Origin of the sequence: Kocuria rosea, assembly GCF_006094695.1 — a bacterium.
Lineage (GTDB): Bacteria > Actinomycetota > Actinomycetes > Actinomycetales > Micrococcaceae > Kocuria > Kocuria rosea.
The window spans coordinates 3,353,193-3,375,103 of the sequence record NZ_CP035103.1; the positions used below are offsets into that span (position 1 = coordinate 3,353,193).

At 75.1% G+C, this 21,911-nt stretch carries 20 protein-coding genes and 1 riboswitch; of the genes, 9 read left to right on the plus strand and 11 right to left on the minus strand.

Annotated features, from left to right (window positions below; translation table 11 throughout):
* The first annotated feature begins 70 nt into the window (after positions 1–70).
* Positions 71–1,198, plus strand: a complete 1,128-nt coding sequence (locus EQG70_RS15315; RefSeq protein ID WP_232035199.1) for a tellurite resistance/C4-dicarboxylate transporter family protein — start codon at positions 71–73, stop codon at positions 1,196–1,198.
* 53 nt (positions 1,199–1,251) lie between these two features.
* On the opposite strand, the gene EQG70_RS15320 is transcribed toward EQG70_RS15315, so the two are convergent.
* The 3 genes from EQG70_RS15320 to EQG70_RS15330 form a co-directional block, all read right to left on the minus strand.
* Positions 1,252–2,439, minus strand: a complete 1,188-nt coding sequence (locus EQG70_RS15320; RefSeq protein ID WP_109268274.1) for a cystathionine gamma-synthase — start codon at positions 2,437–2,439, stop codon at positions 1,252–1,254.
* An 8-nt stretch (positions 2,440–2,447) separates the two neighbouring features.
* Positions 2,448–3,776, minus strand: coding sequence for an O-acetylhomoserine aminocarboxypropyltransferase/cysteine synthase family protein (locus tag EQG70_RS15325; RefSeq protein ID WP_109268275.1), 1,329 nt, complete (start codon positions 3,774–3,776; stop codon positions 2,448–2,450).
* 37 nt (positions 3,777–3,813) lie between these two features.
* Positions 3,814–3,935: riboswitch (SAM riboswitch) on the minus strand.
* Positions 3,936–4,048: 113 nt separating this feature from the next.
* Complete coding sequence (locus EQG70_RS15330) at positions 4,049–4,501, minus strand: Lrp/AsnC family transcriptional regulator (RefSeq protein ID WP_017834841.1); 453 nt, start codon at positions 4,499–4,501, stop codon at positions 4,049–4,051.
* Positions 4,502–4,742: 241 nt separating this feature from the next.
* On the opposite strand from EQG70_RS15330, the gene EQG70_RS15335 reads away from it, so the two are divergent.
* Genes EQG70_RS15335 through EQG70_RS15345 form a run of 3 tightly spaced genes read left to right on the plus strand, consistent with a single transcriptional unit; the run spans position 4,743 to position 8,484 of the window.
* Positions 4,743–5,918, plus strand: coding sequence for a thiamine pyrophosphate-dependent enzyme (locus tag EQG70_RS15335; protein WP_017834840.1), 1,176 nt, complete (start codon positions 4,743–4,745; stop codon positions 5,916–5,918).
* Complete coding sequence (locus EQG70_RS15340) at positions 5,915–6,964, plus strand: alpha-ketoacid dehydrogenase subunit beta (RefSeq protein ID WP_109268277.1); 1,050 nt, start codon at positions 5,915–5,917, stop codon at positions 6,962–6,964. Before EQG70_RS15335 ends, EQG70_RS15340 begins: the two co-directional genes overlap by 4 nt.
* Positions 6,965–6,966: 2 nt before the next feature.
* Positions 6,967–8,484 carry a dihydrolipoamide acetyltransferase family protein gene (locus EQG70_RS15345; RefSeq protein ID WP_109268278.1) on the plus strand — a complete coding sequence of 506 codons (1,518 nt, stop codon included), beginning with the start codon at positions 6,967–6,969 and terminating at the stop codon, positions 8,482–8,484.
* A gap of 220 nt (positions 8,485–8,704) precedes the next feature.
* Here EQG70_RS15345 and EQG70_RS15350 read toward each other — a convergent pair whose 3' ends face one another.
* The 3 genes from EQG70_RS15350 to EQG70_RS15355 form a co-directional block, all read right to left on the minus strand.
* A complete protein-coding gene (locus tag EQG70_RS15350; protein ID WP_109268279.1) occupies positions 8,705–9,958 on the minus strand; it encodes an alpha-hydroxy acid oxidase in 1,254 nt (417 codons plus the stop codon).
* A 78-nt stretch (positions 9,959–10,036) separates the two neighbouring features.
* Positions 10,037–10,198 (minus strand): hypothetical protein, encoded by a 162-nt coding sequence (locus EQG70_RS18205; protein WP_167508920.1) that lies wholly within the window; start codon positions 10,196–10,198, stop codon positions 10,037–10,039.
* Positions 10,199–10,384: 186 nt separating this feature from the next.
* Entirely contained in the window at positions 10,385–11,578 is a 1,194-nt protein-coding gene (locus EQG70_RS15355) for a glycosyltransferase (protein WP_109221301.1), read from the minus strand.
* Positions 11,579–11,739: 161 nt separating this feature from the next.
* On the opposite strand from EQG70_RS15355, the gene EQG70_RS15360 reads away from it, so the two are divergent.
* Entirely contained in the window at positions 11,740–12,606 is an 867-nt protein-coding gene (locus tag EQG70_RS15360; protein WP_017834834.1) for a UbiA family prenyltransferase, read from the plus strand.
* A complete protein-coding gene (locus tag EQG70_RS15365; RefSeq protein ID WP_109243072.1) occupies positions 12,603–14,036 on the plus strand; it encodes a phytoene desaturase family protein in 1,434 nt (477 codons plus the stop codon). The genes EQG70_RS15360 and EQG70_RS15365 overlap by 4 nt, the downstream gene beginning before the upstream one ends.
* A gap of 44 nt (positions 14,037–14,080) precedes the next feature.
* Here the strand turns inward: EQG70_RS15365 and EQG70_RS15370 are convergent, their stop codons facing one another.
* The 5 genes from EQG70_RS15370 to EQG70_RS15390 form a co-directional block, all read right to left on the minus strand.
* Positions 14,081–15,262 (minus strand): prenyltransferase, encoded by a 1,182-nt coding sequence (locus tag EQG70_RS15370; RefSeq protein ID WP_109268280.1) that lies wholly within the window; start codon positions 15,260–15,262, stop codon positions 14,081–14,083.
* Complete coding sequence (locus tag EQG70_RS15375) at positions 15,259–15,615, minus strand: lycopene cyclase domain-containing protein (protein WP_109268281.1); 357 nt, start codon at positions 15,613–15,615, stop codon at positions 15,259–15,261. The genes EQG70_RS15370 and EQG70_RS15375 overlap by 4 nt, the downstream gene beginning before the upstream one ends.
* On the minus strand, positions 15,612–18,098 hold the full coding sequence (gene crtI, locus EQG70_RS15380) for a phytoene desaturase family protein (protein WP_109268282.1): 2,487 nt from the start codon (positions 18,096–18,098) through the stop codon (positions 15,612–15,614). Before crtI ends, EQG70_RS15375 begins: the two co-directional genes overlap by 4 nt.
* On the minus strand, positions 18,095–19,117 hold the full coding sequence (locus EQG70_RS15385) for a polyprenyl synthetase family protein (protein WP_031283749.1): 1,023 nt from the start codon (positions 19,115–19,117) through the stop codon (positions 18,095–18,097). Before EQG70_RS15385 ends, crtI begins: the two co-directional genes overlap by 4 nt.
* A 143-nt stretch (positions 19,118–19,260) precedes the next feature.
* On the minus strand, positions 19,261–19,866 hold the full coding sequence (locus EQG70_RS15390) for a MarR family winged helix-turn-helix transcriptional regulator (protein ID WP_035923226.1): 606 nt from the start codon (positions 19,864–19,866) through the stop codon (positions 19,261–19,263).
* 38 nt (positions 19,867–19,904) lie between these two features.
* Here EQG70_RS15390 and EQG70_RS15395 point away from each other — a divergent pair, with 38 nt between their 5' ends.
* The 3 genes from EQG70_RS15395 to EQG70_RS15405 are packed head-to-tail and all read left to right on the plus strand — an operon-like array spanning position 19,905 to position 21,898.
* Entirely contained in the window at positions 19,905–20,708 is an 804-nt protein-coding gene (locus EQG70_RS15395) for a glycosyltransferase family A protein (RefSeq protein ID WP_109268283.1), read from the plus strand.
* Positions 20,705–21,346 carry a DUF2238 domain-containing protein gene (locus EQG70_RS15400; RefSeq protein ID WP_109268284.1) on the plus strand — a complete coding sequence of 214 codons (642 nt, stop codon included), beginning with the start codon at positions 20,705–20,707 and terminating at the stop codon, positions 21,344–21,346. The genes EQG70_RS15395 and EQG70_RS15400 overlap by 4 nt, the downstream gene beginning before the upstream one ends.
* 3 nt (positions 21,347–21,349) lie before the next feature.
* The gene (locus EQG70_RS15405) at positions 21,350–21,898 is read left to right on the plus strand and encodes a TspO/MBR family protein (RefSeq protein WP_109268285.1); all 549 of its coding nucleotides are present in this window, start codon (positions 21,350–21,352) and stop codon (positions 21,896–21,898) included.
* Positions 21,899–21,911: the final 13 nt, after the last annotated feature.

Below are 21,911 nucleotides of genomic sequence, written 5' to 3' on the forward strand. Positions count from 1 at the left end.
CGCCGGGGCAGTACCGTCCCGGCAGCCGCACGGGGCGGGGCCGCGGGCGGGGCCCCGGTAGCCTGGGCAGGTGGCCGAATCGCTCCGACAACGTGTCCTCGGCGGCGTCCGCGGCCTGGCGCCCGGTTACTTCGCCCTCGTCATGGCCAGCGGCATCCTCTCGGTGGGCCTGCAGATGCAGGGCTTCGCCGCGCTGTCCACGGCCCTGCTCGCGGTGTGCGCGGGCAGCTGGGCGGCGCTGTGCCTGCTCACCGTCTGGCGGTTCGCCGTCTTCCGGCGAGAGTTCGTCGTGGAGTTCCTCGACCCTCGCCGCGCGTTCGGCTTCTTCACCTTCGTGGCCGGCACGAACGTGCTGGCGTCCCGGCTCGCGACGACGGGCTGGCACGGGGCCACGGCCGCGCTCCTAGGACTCGCGGGGGCGGTGTGGCTGGGCCTCGGCTACGTGGTCCCGTGGAGCGCGGTGCTCTCCCGGCGCACCCGCCCCGTGGTCAGCACCGCCAACGGGACCTGGTTCATCTGGGTGGTGGCCAGCCAGTCCGTGGCCGTGGCCGCCGCGGCCCTGGACCCGGTGGTGGGCAGCGACGCCTGGCGGCACGTGCTCTCCGTCGTCGCGGTCGCCGGCTGGTCCGTGGGGCTGTTCCTCTACGCCGCGGCGGGCGTGCTCGTGACGCTGCGCATGATGCTCTATCCGCTGCGGCCGGTCGACCTGACCCCGCCGTACTGGGTGGCGATGGGCGCGTGCGCCATCACCGTGCTGGCGGCCTCCCGGATCGTGGAGATGTCCGACACCCCGATGGTCGCCGTGGTCCGCGGGCTCGTGGCGGGTCTGGGCCTGGTCTTCTGGGCGTTCGCCACCTGGTTGATCCCGGCCCTGGTGGCGGCCGGGTGGTGGCGCCACCGCGTGCACCGGGTGCCGCTGCGCTACGAGTCCTCGCTGTGGAGTGTGGTCTTCCCGCTGGGGATGTACGCCGTGGCCAGCATCTATCTGGGCCGCGCGGACGACCTGCCGATCGTGGGTCTGGTCGGGGCCGTCTGGCTGTGGGTGGCCCTGAGCGCCTGGGCGATGGTGTTCACTGCCATGCTCGTGCACCTGGTCCGCCGGCTGCTCCTCGGCCGGGAGGATCCGGCTCCGGCCTGGCCGGAGCCGGACGCATCCGTCAGGCCGGACCCAGGGGGCGGACCGGGCGCCGCCCGCTGACCCGGCGGAACCGGCGGCGCCGGCGGCGCAGCCGACCGGGCGGAAAGGACCGGTCAGGCGGTGAGCGCGCGCTCGAGGTCCTCCAGCTGGTCCTCGACGTCCTCGATGCCCACCGAGAGCCGCACCAGGTCCACGGGCACGGCCAGCGCGGTGCCCTTCACGGAGGCGTGCGTCATCTCCGAGGGGTAGCAGACCAGGGACTCCACCCCGCCCAGGCTCACCGACAGCGAGTACAGCCGGGTGCCCTCCGCCACCGCCCGGGCCGCGGCCTCCCCGCCGGTCAGCCGGAAGGAGACCATGCCGCCGAACCCGCGCATCTGCGCGGCGGCGAGCGCGTGGCCGGGGTGCCCGGGCAGCCCGGGGTAGAGCACCTGCGCGACCTCGGGGCGCTCCAGGAGCCACTCGGCGATCCGCTGCGCGTTGTCCTGGTGGCGCTCCATCCGCAGGCTCAGGGTCTTGAGCCCGCGGGCGGCCAGGTAGCTGTCCTGGGGGCCCGCCACGGCGCCGGCGGCGAACTGCTGGAAGCCGACCGCCTCGGCGAGCGGGGCCCCGCGCCACTGGGCCGCGCCCACGACCACGGCGCCGCCGAGCACGTCCGAGTGCCCCCCGATGTACTTCGTGGTGGAGTGCACCACGGCGTGCGCGCCGAGCTCGAGGGGGGTCTGCAGGTACGGGGACGCGAAGGTGTTGTCGACGACGAGCAGCGCCCCGGCGTCCCGGGCCAGCTGCGCCCACGCCGCCACGTCGGCGATGCCGAGCAGCGGGTTGGACGGCGTCTCGAGCCACAGCACCTTCGTGGCGCCGGGGCGCACGGCCGCCCGGACGGCGTCGAGGTCCGTGATCTCCACGGGCGTGTGCCCGATGTCCCACGGGGCGAGGACCCGGGTGATCAGCCGGTTGGTGCCGCCGTAGCCGTCGGCGCCGAGCACGATGTGGTCGCCCGGGCGCAGCACGGCGCGCAGCAGGGCGTCCTCTGCCGCGATCCCCGAGGCGAACGCGAACCCCCGCTCGCCGCGCTCCAGGGCCGCGAGCTGCTCCTCGAAGCCGCTGCGGGTGGGGTTGGAGCCGCGGCTGTACTCGTGCCCGGCGCGCAGCACGTTGATCCCGTCCTGGGCGAACGTGGAGGTCTGGTAGATCGGCGGGATGACCGCCCCGGTCAGCGGGTCGGGCTCCTGGCCGGCGTGGACGGCGGTGGTCGTGAAGCCCCGGTGGCGGGTGCGGGTCTCGGTGGGGGACGTCATGGCGGGGCTCACTTCCGGGTGGTCTGGACGGCGGTGACGACGGTGTCGAGGGCCTGGCCGAGGTCGGCCACGAGGTCCTGGGGGGACTCGAGGCCGATCGAGAGCCGGATCGTGGTCTCGGCGATCCCGCCGGCCCGGCGCTGCTCGGGGGTCAGGCGGCAGTGCGTCATGGCCGCCGGGTGGGCCACGAGGCTGCGGGTGTCCCCGATGTTGGCGACCAGCTTGAACAGCCGGAGCGCGTCGATGAACGGGCCCACGGCGCCGTCCGGGGCGGCGAGGTCGAAGGAGAACACGGAGCCGGTCCCGCGCGGGAAGTCCCGGGCCGCGATCCCGGCGCCGGGGTCCCCGGGCACGCCGGGGTGGTGGACGCGGGCGACGGCGGGGTGCCCGGCCAGGAACTCGGCCACCGCCAGCGCCGAGGCCGTGTGGCGGGCCACGCGCAGGTCGAGGGTCTCGGTGCCCTGCAGGATCTGGCTGGCATTGAACGGGGAGAGCGTGGTGCCGAGGTCGTGCACGTACTTCGCCCGGACCAGGTGCAGGTAGGGGCTGGCGGCGGCGCACTTGTCGACGAGGCTGAGTCCGCCCCAGCGGGCGCGGGCCTGGGTGAACTGCGGCCACTTGTCCGGCCGGGCGGACCAGTCGAAGGTCCCGCCGTCCACGACCGCCCCGGCGAGCGCGTTGCCGTGCCCGCCCAGGAACTTGGTGGCCGAGTGCACCACGATGTCCGCGCCCTTCTCCAGCGGCCGGTACAGGGCCGGGGACGCGAGGGTGTTGTCGACGACGACGGGCACCCCGGCGGCCCGGGCGACGTCGGCGATCCCGGGCAGGTCCGGGAGGGTGGCCAGCGGGTTGCCGATGGACTCGAGCAGGAACGCGCGGGTGTCGGGGCGCACGGCCGCGGCCCACGCCCCCGGGGCGGTGGGGTCCACGAAGGAGACCTCGATGCCGTAGTCCGCGAAGGAGTCGGTGAGCAGGTCCACCGTGCCCCCGTAGAGCTTCTCGGAGGCCACGAGGTGCTTCCCGGCGCCCTGGCCGAGCAGGGCCAGCAGCGCCACGGCCACGGCGGACTGGCCAGAACCGGTCGCCACGGCGCCCGCGCCGCCCTCGAGGTCGCTGATCCGCTGCTCGAGCACGGCCACCGTGGGGTTGCCGGTGCGCGTGTAGGTGAAGCCCGGCCGGGTCTGGGCGAACATCTGCCGGGCCGCCTCGTAGTCCGGGAACTCGAAGGCCGCGGTCTGGTAGATCGGCACCGTCAGGGTGCGCTGGACGACCTGGTCGTGGGTGCCGGCGTGGATCTGCCGGGTCGCGAGGTCGTGGTCGGTCACGGGGATGGACATGGCGCTGCTCCTGTGCCTTGCTCTTACCCGCACCGGTCATCCGCGCGGGCCCGGTGGGCACGCCGCGGAAGATGCAGGCCGCTTCCTCATCCGAACCACCCAATGAGCATGGGGTTGGTGCGTGACCAAGTCGGAGCTTGGCGGTCACGTCTCGTGAAGCTGGAACAACACTATGCGCAGAGGTAGTGGGTGTCCCTCCGCGTCGGAAGATGACGACCGTGACGGTTCGTGACGCCGGCCGTGCGCGCCGGGCCCGGCGCGGGGCCGGCGCGTCAGGCCCGGGTGTCGATGTCCTCGAAGATCAGGAACGTCTGGGTGTCCACCACGCCGGGCAGCTGCTGGACGTGCTCGAAGATCACCTGCCGCAGGTGCACGGTGTCCACGGCCCGCACGAGGAGCATGACGTCGAAGTTCCCGCCCACCAGGGCGATGTGGTGCACGGCGGGGATCGCCTGGAGCTGGGCGCACAGCTCCCGCCAGGTGTTCTGCTGGAGCTTGAGCGTCACGTACGCGGAGGCCTGCAGGCCCGCCCGGACCGGGTCGATCACGGTGCTGAAGCGCAGGATCACCCCCTCGTCCCGGAGCCGGTTGATCCGGGCGTAGGCGTGGGCGCGGGAGACGTGCACGGCCGCGGCGATCGCCGTCACGGACTGCCTCGCGTCCCGGGACAGCTCCGCGAGGATCTTCCGGTCGGTCTCGTCCAGCGGCACGGGGGTCGAGGGCACGGCGGGCTCCTTCGGGGCGGGTCGGGCGCGGGGCCCGGAACGTGTCGGACGAATGCGTGTGCTCCACGCCACACTAGAACATTTCGTCCACGCGCGGTGCACTGTCCGTCTCAGACTTCTGCATTTTCCCCACTCTGTGGATACGAACCATGCCCGGTTCCCATACTGGGGAGACAGAGCCGCACCACCTTCCTGCCCTCCCCGGACCGCGGCCGCACCGGGGACCGACCGAGGGGACACCATGAGCCAGACCGTCGAGACCCCCGAGGACCCGATCCTCCGGGCCTCCCAGAGCTTCGGCATCACACCGGAGCAGTACATGCTCCCGGCCCGCGGTGAGATCCGCATGGTCGACCCGAGCGGGCGGCTGCTCGCCCCCGAGGAGCAGGGCACCGGCCCCGGCCACGAGTACCCGCTGCCGGCCCCGGACGTCCTGCTGGGCGCCTACGAGAAGCTGGTGGTCGGGCGGCGGGTCAACGACCAGAACTCCGCGCTGGTCCGCCAGGGCAGGATGGCCGTCTACCCGTCCAGCCACGGCCAGGAGGCCTGCCAGGTGGCGGCCGCCCTGTGCCTCGAGGAGGGCGACTGGCTGTTCCCCACCTACCGGGACACCGTGGCGGTCATGACCAAGGGCGTGGACCCGATGCAGGTCATGGCGATCTTCCGCGGTGAGTGGCACAGCGGCTACGACCCGCACGAGCACCACGTGGGCATCCAGTCGACCCCGCTCACCACCCAGCTGCTGCACGCGGTGGGCGTGGCCCACGCCGCCAAGCTGCGCGGCGAGGACACCGTGGTCCTGGCGATGTGCGGGGACGGCGCCACCAGCGAGGGCGACTTCCACGAGGCCCTGAACTTCGCGGCCGTGTTCAAGCTGCCGGTCGTGTTCTTCGTGCAGAACAACGGCTACGCGATCTCCGTGCCCCTGTCCCAGCAGTCCGCGGCCCCGAGCCTCGCCCACAAGGCGGTCGGCTACGGCATGGCCGGCGAGCGCGTGGACGGCAACGACCTCGTGGCGCTGCTCGCCACCCTGCGGCGCGCCGTGGACCTGGCCCGCTCCGAGTCCGAGCCCCTCCTCGTGGAGGCGCACACCTACCGCATGCAGGCGCACACCAACGCCGACGACGCCACCCGCTACCGGGACGACGCCGAGGTGCAGGAGTGGATCGCCAAGGACCCGGTGACCCGGATGCGCGCCTACCTCGGCGCCGAGGGCGTGCTCGACGACGCGGCGGAGCAGCGCATCGCCGCCGCCGCCGAGGACGTCGCCACGGCCCTGCGCGACGGCATGAACGCCGACGTGGAGATCGACCCGCTCGAGCTGTTCCGCCACGTCTACACCGAGCAGACCCCGCAGCTCGCCGAGCAGGAGCAGTTCCTGGCCGCCGAGCTCGCCCGAGAGGAGACCGGACAGTGAGCACCCTGCACGCCCCCGCCCCGGCCGGCGAGGCCCCGGCGGTCAAGCCCGCCACCTTCGCCCAGGCGCTCAACACCGCCCTGGCCGACGCGCTGGCCGCCGACCCCGCCGTCGTCGTCTTCGGCGAGGACGTCGGCACCCTCGGCGGCGTCTTCCGCATCACCGACGGGCTGACGAAGCGCTTCGGCCGCACCCGGTGCTTCGACACCCCGCTGGCCGAGTCCGGGATCGCCGGCATGGCCGTGGGCATGGCGATGAACCGGATGCGCCCCGTCATCGAGATGCAGTTCGACGCCTTCGCCTACCCGGCCTTCGAGCAGGTCGCCTCGCACATCGCGAAGATGCACAACCGCACCCGCGGCGCCGTGCGCCTGCCGATCGTCATCCGCATCCCCTACGCCGGCGGCATCGGCGGCGTGGAGCACCACTGCGACTCCTCCGAGGCCTACTACGCCCACACCCCGGGCCTGAAGGTGTTCACCCCCGCCACGGTCGAGGACGCCTACCTCATGCTGCGCGAGGCGATCGACTCGGACGACCCCGTCGTGTTCTTCGAGCCCAAGAAGCTCTACTGGTCCAAGGCCCCCGTGGACCTGGCCGAACTGAGGGACCGCTACGAGAACGGGGCGCCCGAGCGCCGGGAGGGCCGCGCCGTCGTCGCCCGCGCCGGCGAGGACGCCACGCTGCTGGCCTACGGGCCGTCCGTGCCGACCGCCGTGGCGGCCGCCGCGGCCGCCGGCGCCGAGGGTCGCTCGCTCGAGGTCGTGGACCTGCGCAGCATCGTCCCGTTCGACGACGAGACGGTCGCCGCGTCGGTGCGGAAGACCGGGCGCGTGGTGGTCGTGGCCGAGGCGCCGGGCTTCGCGTCCGTGGCCGCCGAGATCGTGGCCCGCGTCCAGGAGCGCTGCTTCCACTCCCTGGCCGCGCCCGTGCGCCGCGTGACCGGGTTCGACATCCCGTACCCGGCGCCCAAGCTCGAGGAGCACTACCTGCCGAGCGTCGACCGCATCCTCGACGCCGTGGACGACCTGCAGTGGGAGGACTGACCATGACCGTGAAGACGTTCACCCTGCCGGATCTCGGCGAGGGACTGACCGAGGCCGAGCTCGTGAGCTGGCTCGTCCAGGTGGGCGACACCGTCGCCGTGGACCAGCCGATCGCCGAGGTGGAGACCGCCAAGTCCGCCGTGGAGGTGCCCTGCCCCTTCGCCGGGACCGTGCACCAGCTGCACGGCGCCTCGGGGCAGACCCTCGACGTCGGCGCGCCGCTGATCTCCGTCGACACCGCGGACCGGGCCGGGACGCCCGCCCCGCAGGGCGGCGGCCCGAAGGGCGGGCAGTCCTACCGGGAGGAGGAGCGCGCCGGGGCGGACCCCGCGGCGGCCGCCGAGGCCTCCGACGACGACGCAGGATCGGGCAGCGTGCTCATCGGCTACGGCACGCCCGCCGGCGGCACGGCCGGACGCCGGCGCCGGCCGAAGCGGGCCGGTGCCACCGGCCCGGCCGCCTCCGCCGCCCGGCCGGTCCCCGAGCCTGCCCCCGCGCGGGCCGCGGAGCAGGCCGCGGCCCAGGCGGCGCAGGCCGCGGGCGCCGCCCACGACGCGATGGCCTCGGCCCCGCGCCTGGCGCCCACGGTCGTCTCGCCGATCGTGCGCAAGCTCGCCAAGGACCGCGGGGTCGACATCTCCACCGTGCGCGGCTCGGGCCCCGGCGGGCTCATCCTGCGCCGGGACGTGGTGACCGCGGCGGCCGCCCCCGCCGCACCGGCCGCGCGGGAGAGCACGGCCCCGACGTCGTCGGCCCCCGCCCCGGTGCCGTCCACCACCGCGGCGCCGTCCGCCGTGGACGCCCGCACGGGGCTCGGGGTCGCGGAGCGGGTCCCGGTCTCCGGGATCCGCAAGGTCATCGGGCAGGCCATGACCCGTTCCCGCGCCGAGATCCCCGAGGCCACCGTCTGGGTGGACGTGGACGCCACGAGGCTGGTGGAGCTGCGCGCCGAGCTCAAAGCCCAGGACCCCGCGACCGCCCCGGGGCTCATGGCGCTGATCGCGCGGTTCGTGCTCGCCGGCCTGGCCCGCCACCCCGAGCTCGCCACGCGGATCGAGACCCTCGAGGACGGCAGCCAGGAGATCGTGCGCTTCGACGGCGTGAACCTCGGCTTCGCGGCGCAGACCGACCGCGGGCTCGTGGTGCCGAACATCCGCGGCGCGCACACCCTGAGCGCCCGCGGGCTCGACGCCGAGCTCCGGCGGCTCACCGAGCTCGCCCGCTCCGGGAAGGCCGGGCCCGCCGAGCTGTCCGGCTCCACGTTCACCCTCAACAACTACGGGGTGTTCGGCACGGACGGGGCCGCGGCGATCATCAACCACCCGGAGGTCGCGATCCTCGGGATCGGCCGGATCATCGACCGCCCGTGGGTGGTCGACGGGCAGCTGGCCGTCCGCAAGGTCACCCAGCTCTCCCTCGCGTTCGACCACCGGGTGTGCGACGGCGGGGCCGCCGGCGGCTTCCTGCGCATGGTGGCCGACGCGGTGGAGAACCCGGTGTCGGTGCTCGCGGACCTCTAGCGGCCCGCCGGCCCGCCGCCGCCCGCGAGAGGTCGCGTCCGGCGCACCCCCATCGCGACGGGTCGCGTTCGGCCGGTATCGCGGTCACTTGTCGACAGAACGCGACCCCTCGGCAGCGGCGGAGGCGGAACGCGACCCCTCGGCAGCGGCGGAGGCGGAACGCGACCCCTCGGCCGGTGGCGGAGGCGGAACGCGACTCCTCGGTGCGGGGGCCGGTGGCTCAGCGCCGGTCGGCCGGGGTGTCCCGGCGGGAGGGGGCGGGGTGGTGGCGGGCGCCGAGCAGGTGCGGGCCCAGGTCGGCGACCGTCTCGGCGCCCATCAGCTGCATGCTGATCCGCACCTCCTCGGCCAGCAGCCCGATCGCCCGCTCCACGCCCTGCTGCCCGCCGGCCATCAGCCCGTAGAGGTAGGCCCGGCCGATGAGCACGAAGTCCGCTCCGGCGCACAGGGCGGTGATCACGTCGGCGCCGCTCATCACCCCGGAGTCGAGGATCAGCTCGACGCCCTCCCCCACCTCGTCCCGCACCTCGGGCAGCGCGTGCAGCGAGGCGGGGGCGCGGTCCAGCTGGCGGCCGCCGTGGTTGGAGACCACCAGCCCGTCGGCCCCCGCGGCCAGGGACTGCCGGGCGTCGTCCCGGGTCAGCACCCCCTTCACGAAGAGCTTCCCCGGCCACACGGAGCGGATCCACTCGAGGTCCGCGTAGGACAGGGTCGGGTCGAACATCGAGTTCGTGATGGTGGGCAGGTCGGCGCTCGTGCTGGAGAGGGACGCGAACTTCAGGGAGTCCGTGGTGAGGAAGTTGAACCACCACTCGGGCCGGTAGGAGGCGTCGGCCACCGTCCGCAGCGTCAGCCTCGGCGGGATGACCATGCCGTTGCGCACGTCCCGCAGCCGCTGGCCCGCCACCGGGGTGTCCACGGTGACGAGCAGGGTGCCGTAGCCGTGGGCCGCGGCGCGCTCCAGCAGGTCCCGGGACCGGGCCCGGTCCTTCCACAGGTACAGCTGGAACCAGCGGGTGGCGTCCGGTCCGGCCGCGGCGACCTCCTCCAGCGAGCGGGTCCCCATGGTGGACAGCGTGAAGGGGATCCCGGCCCGCTCCGCCGCGCGGACTCCCCCGATCTCGCCCTCGGCGTGCATGAAGCGGGTGAAGCCGGTCGGGGCGATCCCGAACGGCAGCGCGGACCGCGCCCCGGCGATCGGCGTGGACAGGTCGGGAGCGGCGATGCCGTGCAGGATCCGGGGCAGCAGCTCGACCGCGTCGAACGCCTCCCGCGAGCGCCGGCGGGTCAGCTCGCGCTGGGCGGCGCCGTCCGCGTAGTCGAAGGCCGGGCGCGGGGTGCGGCGGCGGGCGATCCGGCGCAGGTCCCAGAGGTCCGCGGCCCGGGCCAGCCGGGCCGCGCGGCGGTCGAGGGCGGGGGGCTCGAACTGCAGGAGCGGGCGCAGCTCGGACCACTGGGGCAGACGCCGCTCCACGGCGGACCTCCTCACGGTCGGGGTGTTCCCGACCACACTACGTCGGAGGCCCCGACGACGCCTTGGGCGGGGCGCCGTTCAGTCGGTCTCGGGACCCGCGCAGTACGGGCAGTCCTGCTCGACGTCGGCCCAGCTGTGCCGCCCGCCCCGGAGGAGCGGTGCCGCCGACCCGCGGCCGGCGGCGCCGTCCGGGCGCGAGGAGGTCCGGGGGGAACGGGGCGGGAGCAGGTCGACGGTCATGGTGCAGTCCTCCGGGAGGGTGGCGGCGGGCGGGGCGTCGCCCGGTCCCTCCAGTATCGGGGGCGTCATCCGTGCGGAACAGCGATGTTTTCCCATGCTGATCCGTCAGCCCCGCTGATGATTCGTCCCGGGGTCGCCGGCCCGGCCGCGAGATCCCGGGGACGTGCCCCGGGAGGCGGCCCGCGCTCAGAGGCCGGTGAGGACGTCGAGGGCGGTGTCCAGGCCCTGCTCCGCCCGGACCGCGCGCCCCACGCGCTGCGCCCGCTCCCGGCGGGCGAGGGCGTCGCCCACGGCGGGGACCAGGGCCTCCGCCGTCAGCGACCGGCGCGGGATGGGGGCCGCGGCGATGCCGAGCCGGTGCAGCTGCCGGCCCCAGAAGGGCTGGTCGACGAGGAAGGGCACCACCACGGACGGGACGCCCGCACGGGCCACCGCGTGCACGGTCCCGGCCCCGCCGTGGTGGACCGCCACCGCGGCGTCCGGGAGCAGGGTGCCCAGCGGGGCGGCCGGCACCACCAGCACGTCCTCGCCGCGGCGGTCCGGCGGCAGGGACAGACCGCCCCAGCCCGTGACCAGGAGGGTCCGCAGCCCGTGGGCGCGCGCGCTGTCCACGACCGTCCTCCCCCGCGCGGACGGGTCCCCGGCCGCCATGGACCCGAAGGTCGCCACCAGGCACGGCCCGCCCCGGACGAACTCGGCCACCGCCGGGTCCGGGGCGGGGGCGGCCGCGCCGGGGTGCCAGGCACCGGTCAGGTGCACCCGGGCCGGCCAGTCGGCGGGCCGGGGCAGCAGCTGCGGGCTGATCCCCATCAGCGTGGCGCGGGAGGGTGCGGGGTGCCGGGGCGCCCGGCCGCCGGGCAGCTGCCGGCACGCGTGCTCGACGTCCCGGCGGAACAGCCGGGCGCCGCCGCGGGGCACCGCGTAGGTCGCCCGGTTGAACCGCCCGAGGTCCTTCGAGACCGTGGGCCCGCCCGGTGCGGAGAACTCCCGGGTGGGCGTCGCCACGGGCACGAACTCGGCGAGCGCGCGGGGGACGCCGAGGGCGTCGGCCACGGCCGGCGCGCTGAGGATCAGCGGGTGGTGCAGAACCAGGTCCGGGTCGAACGCCAGGGTCTCGCGCACCGCCGCGGAGAACATCCGCCGCATCCCGGGGCGGACCTCCGCGCGGACGTGGTGCACCGCCGCCCGCGGCGAGGCCCCGGGGGCGTCCATCAGCCGGTGGAAGTCCACGTCCAGGCCGACGGTGTCGATCCCGGCCAGGTCCACCCCGGAGTTCTCCGGCACCCCCAGCCGGACCCGGTGGCCCTGTGCGGCGGCGTGCCGGGCCAGGGCCGCGAAGGGCTCCACGTCGCCGCGGGTTCCGGAGGTCAGCAGCATCATGCGCACCCCCACAGTCTGCCCCGCGGCGGGACGGCGCACGAACGGACCGGCGGAGCACCCCGGGACCGCCGGGGCCCGCCGCCGCACCGGCCCCGGAACCGACGTAGTGTGGGGTGCACCCGGACCCCCGGGTCACCTGACGTCCGAGGAGGTCCGCCGCCGTGCCCCAGGCCGGATTCGCCCCCGCGCTCCAGCGGATCGTGCACATCTCGCGACCGGTGCTCTGGATCAACGCCCTGGGCACCGGCGTGGTGGGCATGTGGCTGGCGGGCTCGCTCTGGCAGTGGGAGGCGCTGCCGCTGCTGCTGTGGCTCACCCTCCCCTTCAACCTGCTGATCTACGGCGTCAACGACGTCTTCGACCAGGACACCGACGCCCTCAACCCCCGCAAGGGCTCGCTCGAGGGAGCCCTCATCCGGTCCGAGGAGGTGCGCACGATCCTGACCGCGGTGCTCGTCACCAATGTGCCGTTCGTCGTCTGGTTCGCCGTGACCCTGCCCCCGGCCGCGCTGGGCTGGATCGCGCTGTACGTCCTGGTCTTCGTGTTCTACTCGGCCCCTCCCCTGCGCTTCAAGGCCCGGGCATACCTCGACTCCCTGAGCAACGCCGCCTACGCGCTGCCGCTGGTCTTCGTCGCCCACGCGCTCGGGGCGGCCCCCGTGTGGCCCGCGGCCCTCGGCCTGATGGCCTGGAGCGTGGCCAAGCACGCGTTCGACGCCGTCCAGGACATCGAGGAGGACCGCGCGGTGGCCATCACGACGACGGCGGTCCGGCTGGGCGCGCGCGGGACGGCCCTGTGGAGCGGCGGCTGGTGGGCCGTGTCCACGCTGGGCTTCGCGCTGGTCAGCCTCCCGGTGGCCGCGGTCAACGCGCTCATCGCCGGGTGGCTCGTGGTCTCCCTCCTGCGGGACCCGAGGCCGGGGACCGGGCACCGGCTGTACCGGTACTCGATCGCGTTCCCCTACGTCGCCGGCGCCGTGGCCGGCGTGCAGCTGACGGTGGCGCTGTTCTTCGGGCTGTACCCGTGAGCCGCGTCGTCGTCGTCGGCGGGGGGATCGGGGGGCTGACCTCGGCCGTGCTGCTCGGCCACGCCGGTCACCGCGTCACCCTCCTCGAGGCCGCCGACCACCTCGGCGGCAAGAGCCGCCGGCTCGAGGCCGAGGGGCAGCGCCTGGACACCGGACCGTCCCTCTTCACCTTCCCGGGGGTGTGGGAGGAGCTCCTCCGCCGCCTGGACCGGCTGCGGGACGCCGGCACCGCGGGAGCCGGAGCGCCGAGGGCCGAGGAGACCGCCGGGCTGGAGCTGGAGCGCCTGCCCGCGGTCGGCACGTACTACTACCGCGGCACCCGGTGCGAGCTGCCCGTCCCGCCCGGGCACCCCTGGCACGCGGCCTGGACCCGATTCGAGGCCGAGCACGGCGTGCTCGGCCCGGACATCACCCGGCTGCTGACCACCGACGTGCTGGACCGGGCGGCCTATCCCGCGCTGGGCCGGCTCGGGACGCTGTACGGGCGCCGGCTCACGACCCGCGACTACCTCGACAGCCTCACCTGGATGCCGGAGGGCCTGCGCGAGGTCATCGCCATCCACACCCTCAACGCCGGTGTCGGCCCGGCACGGACCCCGGCCCTCTACGCGAGCATGCCCGCCGTCATGGCGCGCGACGGCGTCTGGATCCCCCGGGGCGGGGTCTACGAGCTCGTCGAGGCGCTCCGGCGCCTCGCCGTGGACGCCGGGGTCGAGCTCCGCACCGGGGAGCCGGTGACCTCCGTCGCCCGCCGGCGCGTCCTGACTGCCCGGGGCGCGTACCCGGCCGACGCCGTCGTCAGCGGGCTCGACGCCCACCGGCTGGACGGGCTGCTCGCCGGGCGCGCGCCCCGGGCCCCGCGCCGGCTCAGCTGCTCGGCGATCGCGGTCTACGCCGTGCTCGACCACGAGCTGCCCGAGGGGACGCCCCGGCACGGGGTGATCATGCCCGACCGGCCCGCCGACCTCTACGCCGACCTGGAGGCCGGGACCGAGCCCGAGCAGACCATGGCCTTCGCCAACCACTACCCGGCGCACGCGGGCCACCCCAACAGCGCGGCCACGCTCGCCCTGCTGCTGACCGCGCCGGCCAACGGGAAGTCCTACACCCTCGAGGACCCGTTCGTCGCGCGCGAGCTCGAGCGCACGGCGCGGGTGCTCGGGCTGCCCGGGCCGATCACGGACCGCTTCCGGAGCGCGGAGATCCTGGACCCCGCGTACTTCGCCGCGCACGGCTCGGCAGGAGGGGCGCTCTACGGCGCCGTGCGCCCCGCGTGGCGCAGCGGCCCGTTCCACGCCCCGGCCCACACGAGTCCGCTGCGGCCGTGGCTGTGGCGGGTGGGCGCCTCCGTGCACCCGGGCGGCGGGCTGCCCGCGGTGCTGGGCGGCGCCATGATCTCGACCGACAAGCTGCTGAAGCGCCTAGGGTAGGGCCGGAGCCCCCGGCAGGTCCCCGCCCCGGGCCGGGCGGCCGATCAGCGGGCGAGCTCCCACGCCCAGAGCAGCAGCAGCGTCGCGAGGAACCCGGTGAGGTAGTTCAGCCACAGGAACCGCCGCCAGCCCCGGTTGGCGCGCTCGCAGCCGGCGTCCGTGATGGTCAGGAACGGCACGAGGTTGGCGAGATAGGGCAGCACCAGGAGGGACCCGACCGGCCCGGGCCAGGGGGCGAGCAGCAGGAGCACCCCGGCGGCGAGGTAGAGGGCCGCGGCGGCCCACACCGTGGGGCGGGCGCCCAGGACGGTGGCGATCGAGCGCAGCCCGCCCTCCCGGTCCGCCTGGACGTCCTGCACGGCCCCGAACGCCTGCGAGGCCATCGACCACAGGAAGAACCCGGCGCACAGGGCCACGAGGCCCCCCGACCAGGCCGCGCCGGCGAGCACGAGGCCGTAGACCGCCGGGGACACGAAGTGGGTGGCGGAGGTCGCCGAGTCCAGGAACGGGACCTCCTTGAAGCGCAGCCCCTTCAGGCTGTAGGCCGCCACCGCGAACAGGCTGACCCCGAGCACCCCCGCCGCGGCGGCCCCGCCCGCCAGGAACAGGTACGCCAGGAACGGCAGCGCCGTCAGCACCGAGCCCACGAGGACCGTCCGGTGCTCGGAGCGGTCCACGAGCGCGCCCTCGACACCGCCCTTGCGGGGGTTGCGGAGGTCGGACTCGTAGTCGAAGACGTCGTTGATCCCGTACATCAGGAGGTTGTACGGGAAGAGGAAGAACAGCGTCCCCACCACCAGGGGCAGGTCCACCCGGCCAGTGGTCAGGACATAGGCCGCCGCGAAGGGGTAGGCGGTGTTGACCCAGGAGACCGGCCGGGAGGTGGCCACGAGGGTGCGCACGGTGGCGGTGAGCCGGCCGCGCTCGGCCAGCCCCCACCACAGCGAGGGCAGCAGCAGCAGCGCGGCGAGCGGGTACGCGAAGTCCTCGACCGGCACGAGGCCGATCCGCAGCTCCGTGATGTGCCCGGCCCCGTAGTCGAAGAACCCGGCGGCGATCATGAGGTTGTCGAACACGACCGTCAGCAGCGCGAGCACGGCGAAGGAGATCCCGAGCACGGCCAGGGCCCGGCGCCGCGGCGGCGCCGGGGAGGGCCGGCGGACCAGCAGGGTGGCCGGGGTCAGGGCGAGCGCGAGGAAGACGGGGATGACGAGGGCGTAGGTCACGGGGCGTCCGCTCCTCCGCGGGCCGGACCGGCCGCGGAGGAGCGGCGCGCCAGCGCCTTCTCCGTGAGCCGGACGAGGTTCATCGTCAGGTAGCAGAGGAACACGAGGAACACGACCTCCTCGACGGGGATCTGCGGGGCGACCATCCAGCCGGTCGCCCACGCACTGCGGCTGTGCAAGAAGATCCCCAGGCTGATCCCGGCGACGTCCCAGGCGAGGAAGAACACCAGGCCCGCGAGCAGCACGAGGGCCGCCCGGCGGGGGTCCTGGGCGAAGAACAGCCGCTCCCGCACGTCGAGGAGCACCATCCCGGCCAGGCTGAGGAGCAGGAAGCCGAGGTACACGAAGCTCATCCGCGCGGCACCAGGGGTTCTGCCAGCGGCCCGGTGGAGGTGTCCCCGCGCAGGTCCTTGAGCAGGATCTCCGCGCTGATCAGGCACATCGGCAGGCCGATGCCGGGGATCGTCGAGGCCCCGCAGTAGTGCAGGCCGGCGACCTTCCGGCTGCGGTTGGCGCCCCGGAAGAACGCGGACTGCTTGAGCACGTGGGCGGGACCGAGCACGTTGCCGCGCCAGGAGTTGAAGTCCCGCCGGAAGTCCTCGGGGCCCACGGTGTGGCGCACCACCACGCGCTCCCGCAGGTCCGGCACACCGGCCCACGCCGCGACCTGGTCGATCACCCGGTCCGCGACGGCCTCGACCCGCGGGGAGCCGGTGCCGTCCGGTCCGCCCGCGCCCAGCGCGGGGTCGGCGGGGACCGGGATCAGCACGAAGAGGTTCTCGTGCCCGTCCGGGGCCACGCCGGGGTCGGTCGCCGAGGGCTTGCAGACGTAGACGGACGCGGGGTCCGGGACGCTCGTGGGCTCCTCGAAGATCGCCCGGAAGTTCGTGTCCCAGTCCTCGCTGAAGAACAGGCTGTGGTGCGGGAGCTCGGGCAGCTCCCCGCGGACCCCGAGCATCACGAGCACCGCGCCGGGGCCGGTCTGGCGCCGGTCCCAGTACCGCTGCGGGTAGCTCTGCAGCTCGCGCGGGAGCAGCGCGGTCTCGGTGTGGTGCAGGTCCGCGGCCGAGACGACGACGTCCGCCGCCAGCTCGTGCTCCGCCCCGTCCGCGTCCCGCCACACGACGCCGGTGGCCCGGACGGGGCCTTCGGCGGCCGGGGAGGTGCTGATCCGCACCACGTCCGCGCCCGTCCGGATCCGTGCCCCGTGGGCGACGGCGAGCCGCTCGACGGCCTCGACGACCCGGCGGAACCCGCCCTGCGGGTACTGGACGGAGTCCGTGAGGTCCATGTGGCTCATGAGGTGGTAGAGCGACGGCGTCATCCGGGGCGCGCTGGCCAGGAAGACGGCGGGGTAGCCGAGCACCTGCCGCAGCCGCGTGTCCTGCACGGTGCCGGCGGCGAAGTCGTGCAGCGAGCCGGTGAGGTGCCGGGCGAGCTCGGGCAGGCCCCGCACGACCGGCCGGGTGAGCAGCGGCGTGAACGAGGCGTAGGAGGTGTAGAGGAAGTGGTCGACGGCCAGCTGGTAGGTCCGCTTCGCGGAGGCCAGGTACGCCCGGATCCGCTCGCCCGCCCCGGGCTCCACGGACTCGAACAGCGCCACGGTGTCCTCGAGGTCCGAGCGGATGTCGATGGGCTGCTCGTAGCGCTCGCCCCAGACCCGGTAGGCGGGGTCCAGGCGGAGCAGCTCGAGCTCCTGGGCGGCGCTGGAGCCCATGAGCCGGAAGAAGTGGTCGAAGACCTCCGGCATGAGGTACCAGGAGGGCCCGGTGTCGAAGCGGAAGCCGTCCCGCTCGAGCCGTCCGGCGCGCCCGCCCGTCGTGCTCCCGCGCTCCAGGACGGTCACGTCCCACCCGTCCTTCGCGAGCAGGCCCGCGGCGGCGAGCCCGGCGATTCCGGCCCCCACCACCACGGCGTGCCGCCCCCGGGGCCCGGTGGGGCGGCGGCGGGTGTGCGCCCTGACCACGGCGGCCGCGGCGAGCGCGGCCTTGCGGGGGTTCGGCACGCGGATGCGGGAGCTCAGCAGCTCCCGGGCAGGGGTGGCGCGGATCCGCACGGACAGCTCCCGGAACAGGTCGTGGGCGGCGAGGACGGCGGCGCGGGAGGACCCCGGCAGGTCGTCGATGACCGCGCGGGCGGCCGCGAGGTCGGCGTCGATGTCGTCGAGGAGGCGGTTCTTCTCGGTCTCGGAGAACTCCCCCGGCTCCACGCCGGGGAAGTACACGCGGCCGAGCTCCCCGTAGTCCTCGGCCAGGTCGCGCAGGAAGTTGACCTTCTGGAACGCCGCGCCCAGGCGGCGGGCCCCCGCCACGAGCTGCGCGCGGCGCCGCTCGGGCACGGTGCGGCCGGCCAGGAAGACCTGCAGGCACATCAGCCCCACGACCTCGGCCGAGCCGTACACGTACTCGTCGAGGGAGTCGGCGCTGTGCCGGTCCTCGCTGAGGTCGGCGCGCATGGACGCGAAGAACGGGCGCACGAGGTCGGGGCCGATCCCCGCGTGGCGCGCGGTGCGGGCGAAGGCGTGCACCACGAGGTTGCTGCTGAAGCCGCGCTCGATCGCCCCGTACGTCTCGTCCTCGAGGCCGTCCAGCAGCTCCCGCGAGCCCCGGGGCGGGACGCCGGCGCCGGCGCTGGCGCCGTCGACGATCTCGTCGGCGATCCGCACCAGGGCGTAGACGGCGTAGACGTGCGGGCGGATCTCCGGGCCCAGCAGCCGGCAGGCGAGGCCGAAGGACGTGGAGTAGCGGCGGATGACGGTCGCGGCGGCCTGCTGGGCGGTGGCGTCGTACCGGGCGGCGGCCTCGGCCGGTGACCCGGTGTGCTGGGCGGCGGTCACCGGATGCGCTCCGTGGCCCCGGCCACGATGCGGCGCAGGTCCTCCTCGAGGGCGGGGGGCAGCCCCGCGGCGTCGAGCAGGGCACGGGCCTCGGCCGCGCACCCGGCGACCATGTCCTCGACCTCCTGCCGCGCCCCGCACTGCTCGAGCAGGTCGCGGGCGCGCAGGGCGTGCTCGCTGCTGATCTCGTGGCGGCCCAGGATCGCGTCGAGCTCCTCACCGGCGGGCGTGCGCTGGGCGGCGGCCACGAGCATGGTCCGCTTGCCCTCCCGCAGGTCGCTGACCGCGGACTTGCCCGTGGCCTCCGGGTCGCCGAAGACGCCGAGCAGGTCGTCCACGAGCTGGTAGGCGGTGCCCACGGTCCGGCCGAGGCGCCCGAGCACCTCCACGTCCCGGTCGGGGGCCCCGCCGAGCACTCCCCCGGCCTGCAGGGGGGTCTCGAAGGAGTAGACCGCGGTCTTCAGGCACGTGGCCGCGAGGATCTGCTCGCGGCCGGGACGGGCCCCGGGCAGGGTGTGGTCGACGTCGAGCAGCTCGCCCGCGGCCGAGGAGAACAGGGCGGCGTCGAGCAGGTCGAGGACCCGGGGCAGCCGCTCGGGCGAGAGCCCGGAGCGGGCCACGAGCCGGTACGCGCCGGCCAGGGCGAGGTCCCCGGCGATGACGCCCACGCTCGCGCCGTACTGGCGCGCCTGGTCCGGCCCCGAGCCGGACGCGAACGCCCGGGAGGCCGCGGCGGCGTTGATGGTGGGCTGGTGCCGGCGCAGCTCGTCCTGGTCGATGACGTCGTCGTGCACGATGAGGGCGGTGTGCAGCAGCTCGAACGCCGCCCCGACGGACTCGACCACGGGGTCCGGCTCGGGCGCGGGATAGGCGCCGGCCGTGAGCCGCACGAGGTGCGGACGGATCTGCTTGCCGCCGGAGCTGAGCCGGGCGACCTCGCCCCACAGCCGGGCGAAGCCGGGGTCCACGGCCTCGGCGCGGCCGGTGGCCTCGGCGAGGAACTCCTCCAGGACGGGCACCCGGGCAGGCTCTCGCCCCCCGCCGTGCCCGGTCCGCGTCCCGGTGCCCGGACGAGCGCTCGAGAAGGCCGATTCGCGCGAGAAGACCGTCACCATTCCCCCATTCCACCACAGTCCTTCGAAAATCGAATCAATTGTCCGTGTCACGCCGTGCGCGGAGCCGCCCCGGAACCCTCCGGAGCCGCCGCGGGCGGGGTCCCCCCGGTCGCCGCCCCGTCCTCGGGCGCGCCCTCCCCCGCCCGGTGGCCGGCCCGGCGGACCGCCTCGGTGAGCTCGGGCAGGCGCCGCCGCAGGACGTCGATCTCCTCGTCGGTGCAGTCGTCGAGCACCGCCAGGACCTCCTCGCCCATGGCCGAGAACATCTGGCGGCCGGAGCGGTAGGCGTGCTCGGTGGCCTGCAGGCTGACCTCCCGCCGGTCGCGGGGGTCGACCGCGCGCACCAGGTGCCCCGCGGCGACCAGGCGCTTGATCACCGTGGTGGTCGCCGAGCCGCTGAGCACGAGCCGGCGGGCGATGTCCCCGGCGCGGATCGGGCGGCCGGCGCGGTTGGCCTGCATGACCTCGTTGAGGGCGTGGACGTCCTTGTGCGCCAGCCCGAAGCGGCGGCGGACCTGGTCCGCGTACCGCTCGGCCTCGGTGCTGAACTGCTGCAGCAGGAAGAGCACGTCGAATCCGCGCCGCCCCCGGTGCGCGCTGCCGCCCGGCGCCGCGGCGCCGGACGTGCTGATCGTGCCCTCGTCGGACTGCATGTGCCGATTCTAGGGCGCGGGCGCGAGAGAATGGGGCCATGACGGAGAGCAGAGACCCCGCCGGACCGGACCTCCCGCCCCCGGGGGCGCCCGGTGCCCCCACGGTGTCCGTGGTCGTGCCGGCCCGGGACGACGCCGTGCACCTCGCGCGCTGCCTGCGGCTGCTCGCCGCGCAGACCCGGCCGCCGGACGAGGTCGTGGTGGTGGACAACGCCTCGAGCGACGGCACCGCGGACGTGGCCCGCGCCGCCGGGGCCCGCGTGGTGTACGAGCCCGCGCCGGGCATCCCGCCCGCCGCGGCCACCGGCTACGACGCCGCCCGGGGGGAGGTGGTGGTGCGCTGCGACGCGGACACCGTCCCCGGCCCGGAGTGGATCGCCGGGCTGCTCGCGGCCCTCGCGTCCCGCCCGGACGTGGTCGCCGTGGCCGGCCCGGGCCGCTTCCACGGCCTGCCGCCCGGCCTCGACCGGCTGCTCTCCGCCCTCTACATCGGCCTGTACGTGCTCAGCACGGCCGCCGCGCTGGCCCACCCTCCCCTGTTCGGCACCAACATGGCGATGCGCCGCTCCTGGTGGCTCGAGGTCCGGGACGGCGTCCACCGGCACGACCCGGAGCTGCACGACGACTTCGACCTCAGCTTCCGGCTGGACCCGGCGCACCGGATCCTCTTCCGGCCCGGCCTGTCCGTGGGCATGTCCCCGCGGGCGCTGCGGGGCGGGCGCCCCGCCGTCCGCCGGCTGGCGCGCGCCTTCCGGACGATCCGGCTCAACTGGGCCGACGAGCGCCCGTGGGAGCGGTGGCAGGCGCGCCTGGGGCACCGGCTGCCGGGGGGCCGCGCATGAGCCGGCTCGCCCTGGCGGTGCGGTGGCTCGGCCCGCTCTCCGTGCTGCTCACCGCCCTGTTCTTCGACGCCGTGGGCGCCTCCGTGATGATGCTCGTGTGCCTGGCCATCACCATCACGTGGCGGGCCCGGCTGCCCGCGGCCCTGGAGATCACCACGGACCTGACGCTGCTGGTCGCGGCCTGGAGCTCCGTGTTCCTGCTCTACGAGAGGTACGACCACTGGGACCTGGTCGTCCACTTCGCGGCCACCGCGGTGCTGGCCGAGCTGACGTTCCGCGCCCTCGAGCGCTGGTCCCGGCTCTCGTCCCCCGGCCCGGTCTCCCACGTGGTCCTGGTCAGCTCCCTGGGCGCGGCACTGGCCCTCGTGTGGGAGTACCTCGAGTTCGCCGGCTACTACCTCGTGGACCCCCAGGTGAACGTGGGCTACCTGGACACCATGGGCGACATGGCCGCCGGCCACGCCGGGGCGGTGGTCGCCGGGATCCTGGGCACCTGGGCCCGGCATCGGGCGGACGCCTCCGGCGGCACCCGTCCGGACGGGGACGCCGCCGGCCCACCGGACCGCACCGGCCCCCGGGACGCCGTCGGGAGGCGGCACGCCGCCGAGGACCCGGACACCACCGAGACGAAGGACTGACCCATGTTCTGGACGAACCTGCTCAAGACCAGCGCGCAGACGGGGGCGGCCGCCGCGGCCGGCACCGCGGCCTCCGCCGGGGTGGACAGCCCCTGGTACCGGGACCTGCGGAAGCCGGGGCTGCAGCCGCCGGCCGCCGTGTTCCCGGTCGTGTGGACCGTGCTCTACGCGGATCTCGCGGTGACCTCCGCGGCCGTGCTCACCGAGCTGCAGCGGCAGACCCGCCCGGGCGCGCACCGCCGCGGACCGCGGGTGCGGACGATCCGGCGCCCGGGGTGCGTCCCGTCCGAGGCGGCACGGCGCGAGCGCGGCTACCGCCGGGCGCTCGCGCTGAACCTCGCCCTCAACGCGGGGTGGAGCTGGGTCTTCTTCACGAAGCACGACACCGGCCTGGCCACGGTCACGGCCGCGGCGCTGACCGTCAGCACCGCCGATCTCGCGCGCCGGGCGGCGCAGGCACGGCCCCTGCACGGCGCCGCCCTGCTCCCCTACGCCGGCTGGTGCGGCTTCGCCACGGTCCTGAGCGCCCGCATCCACCAGCTCAACTCCTGAAGCGGGTCCGGGC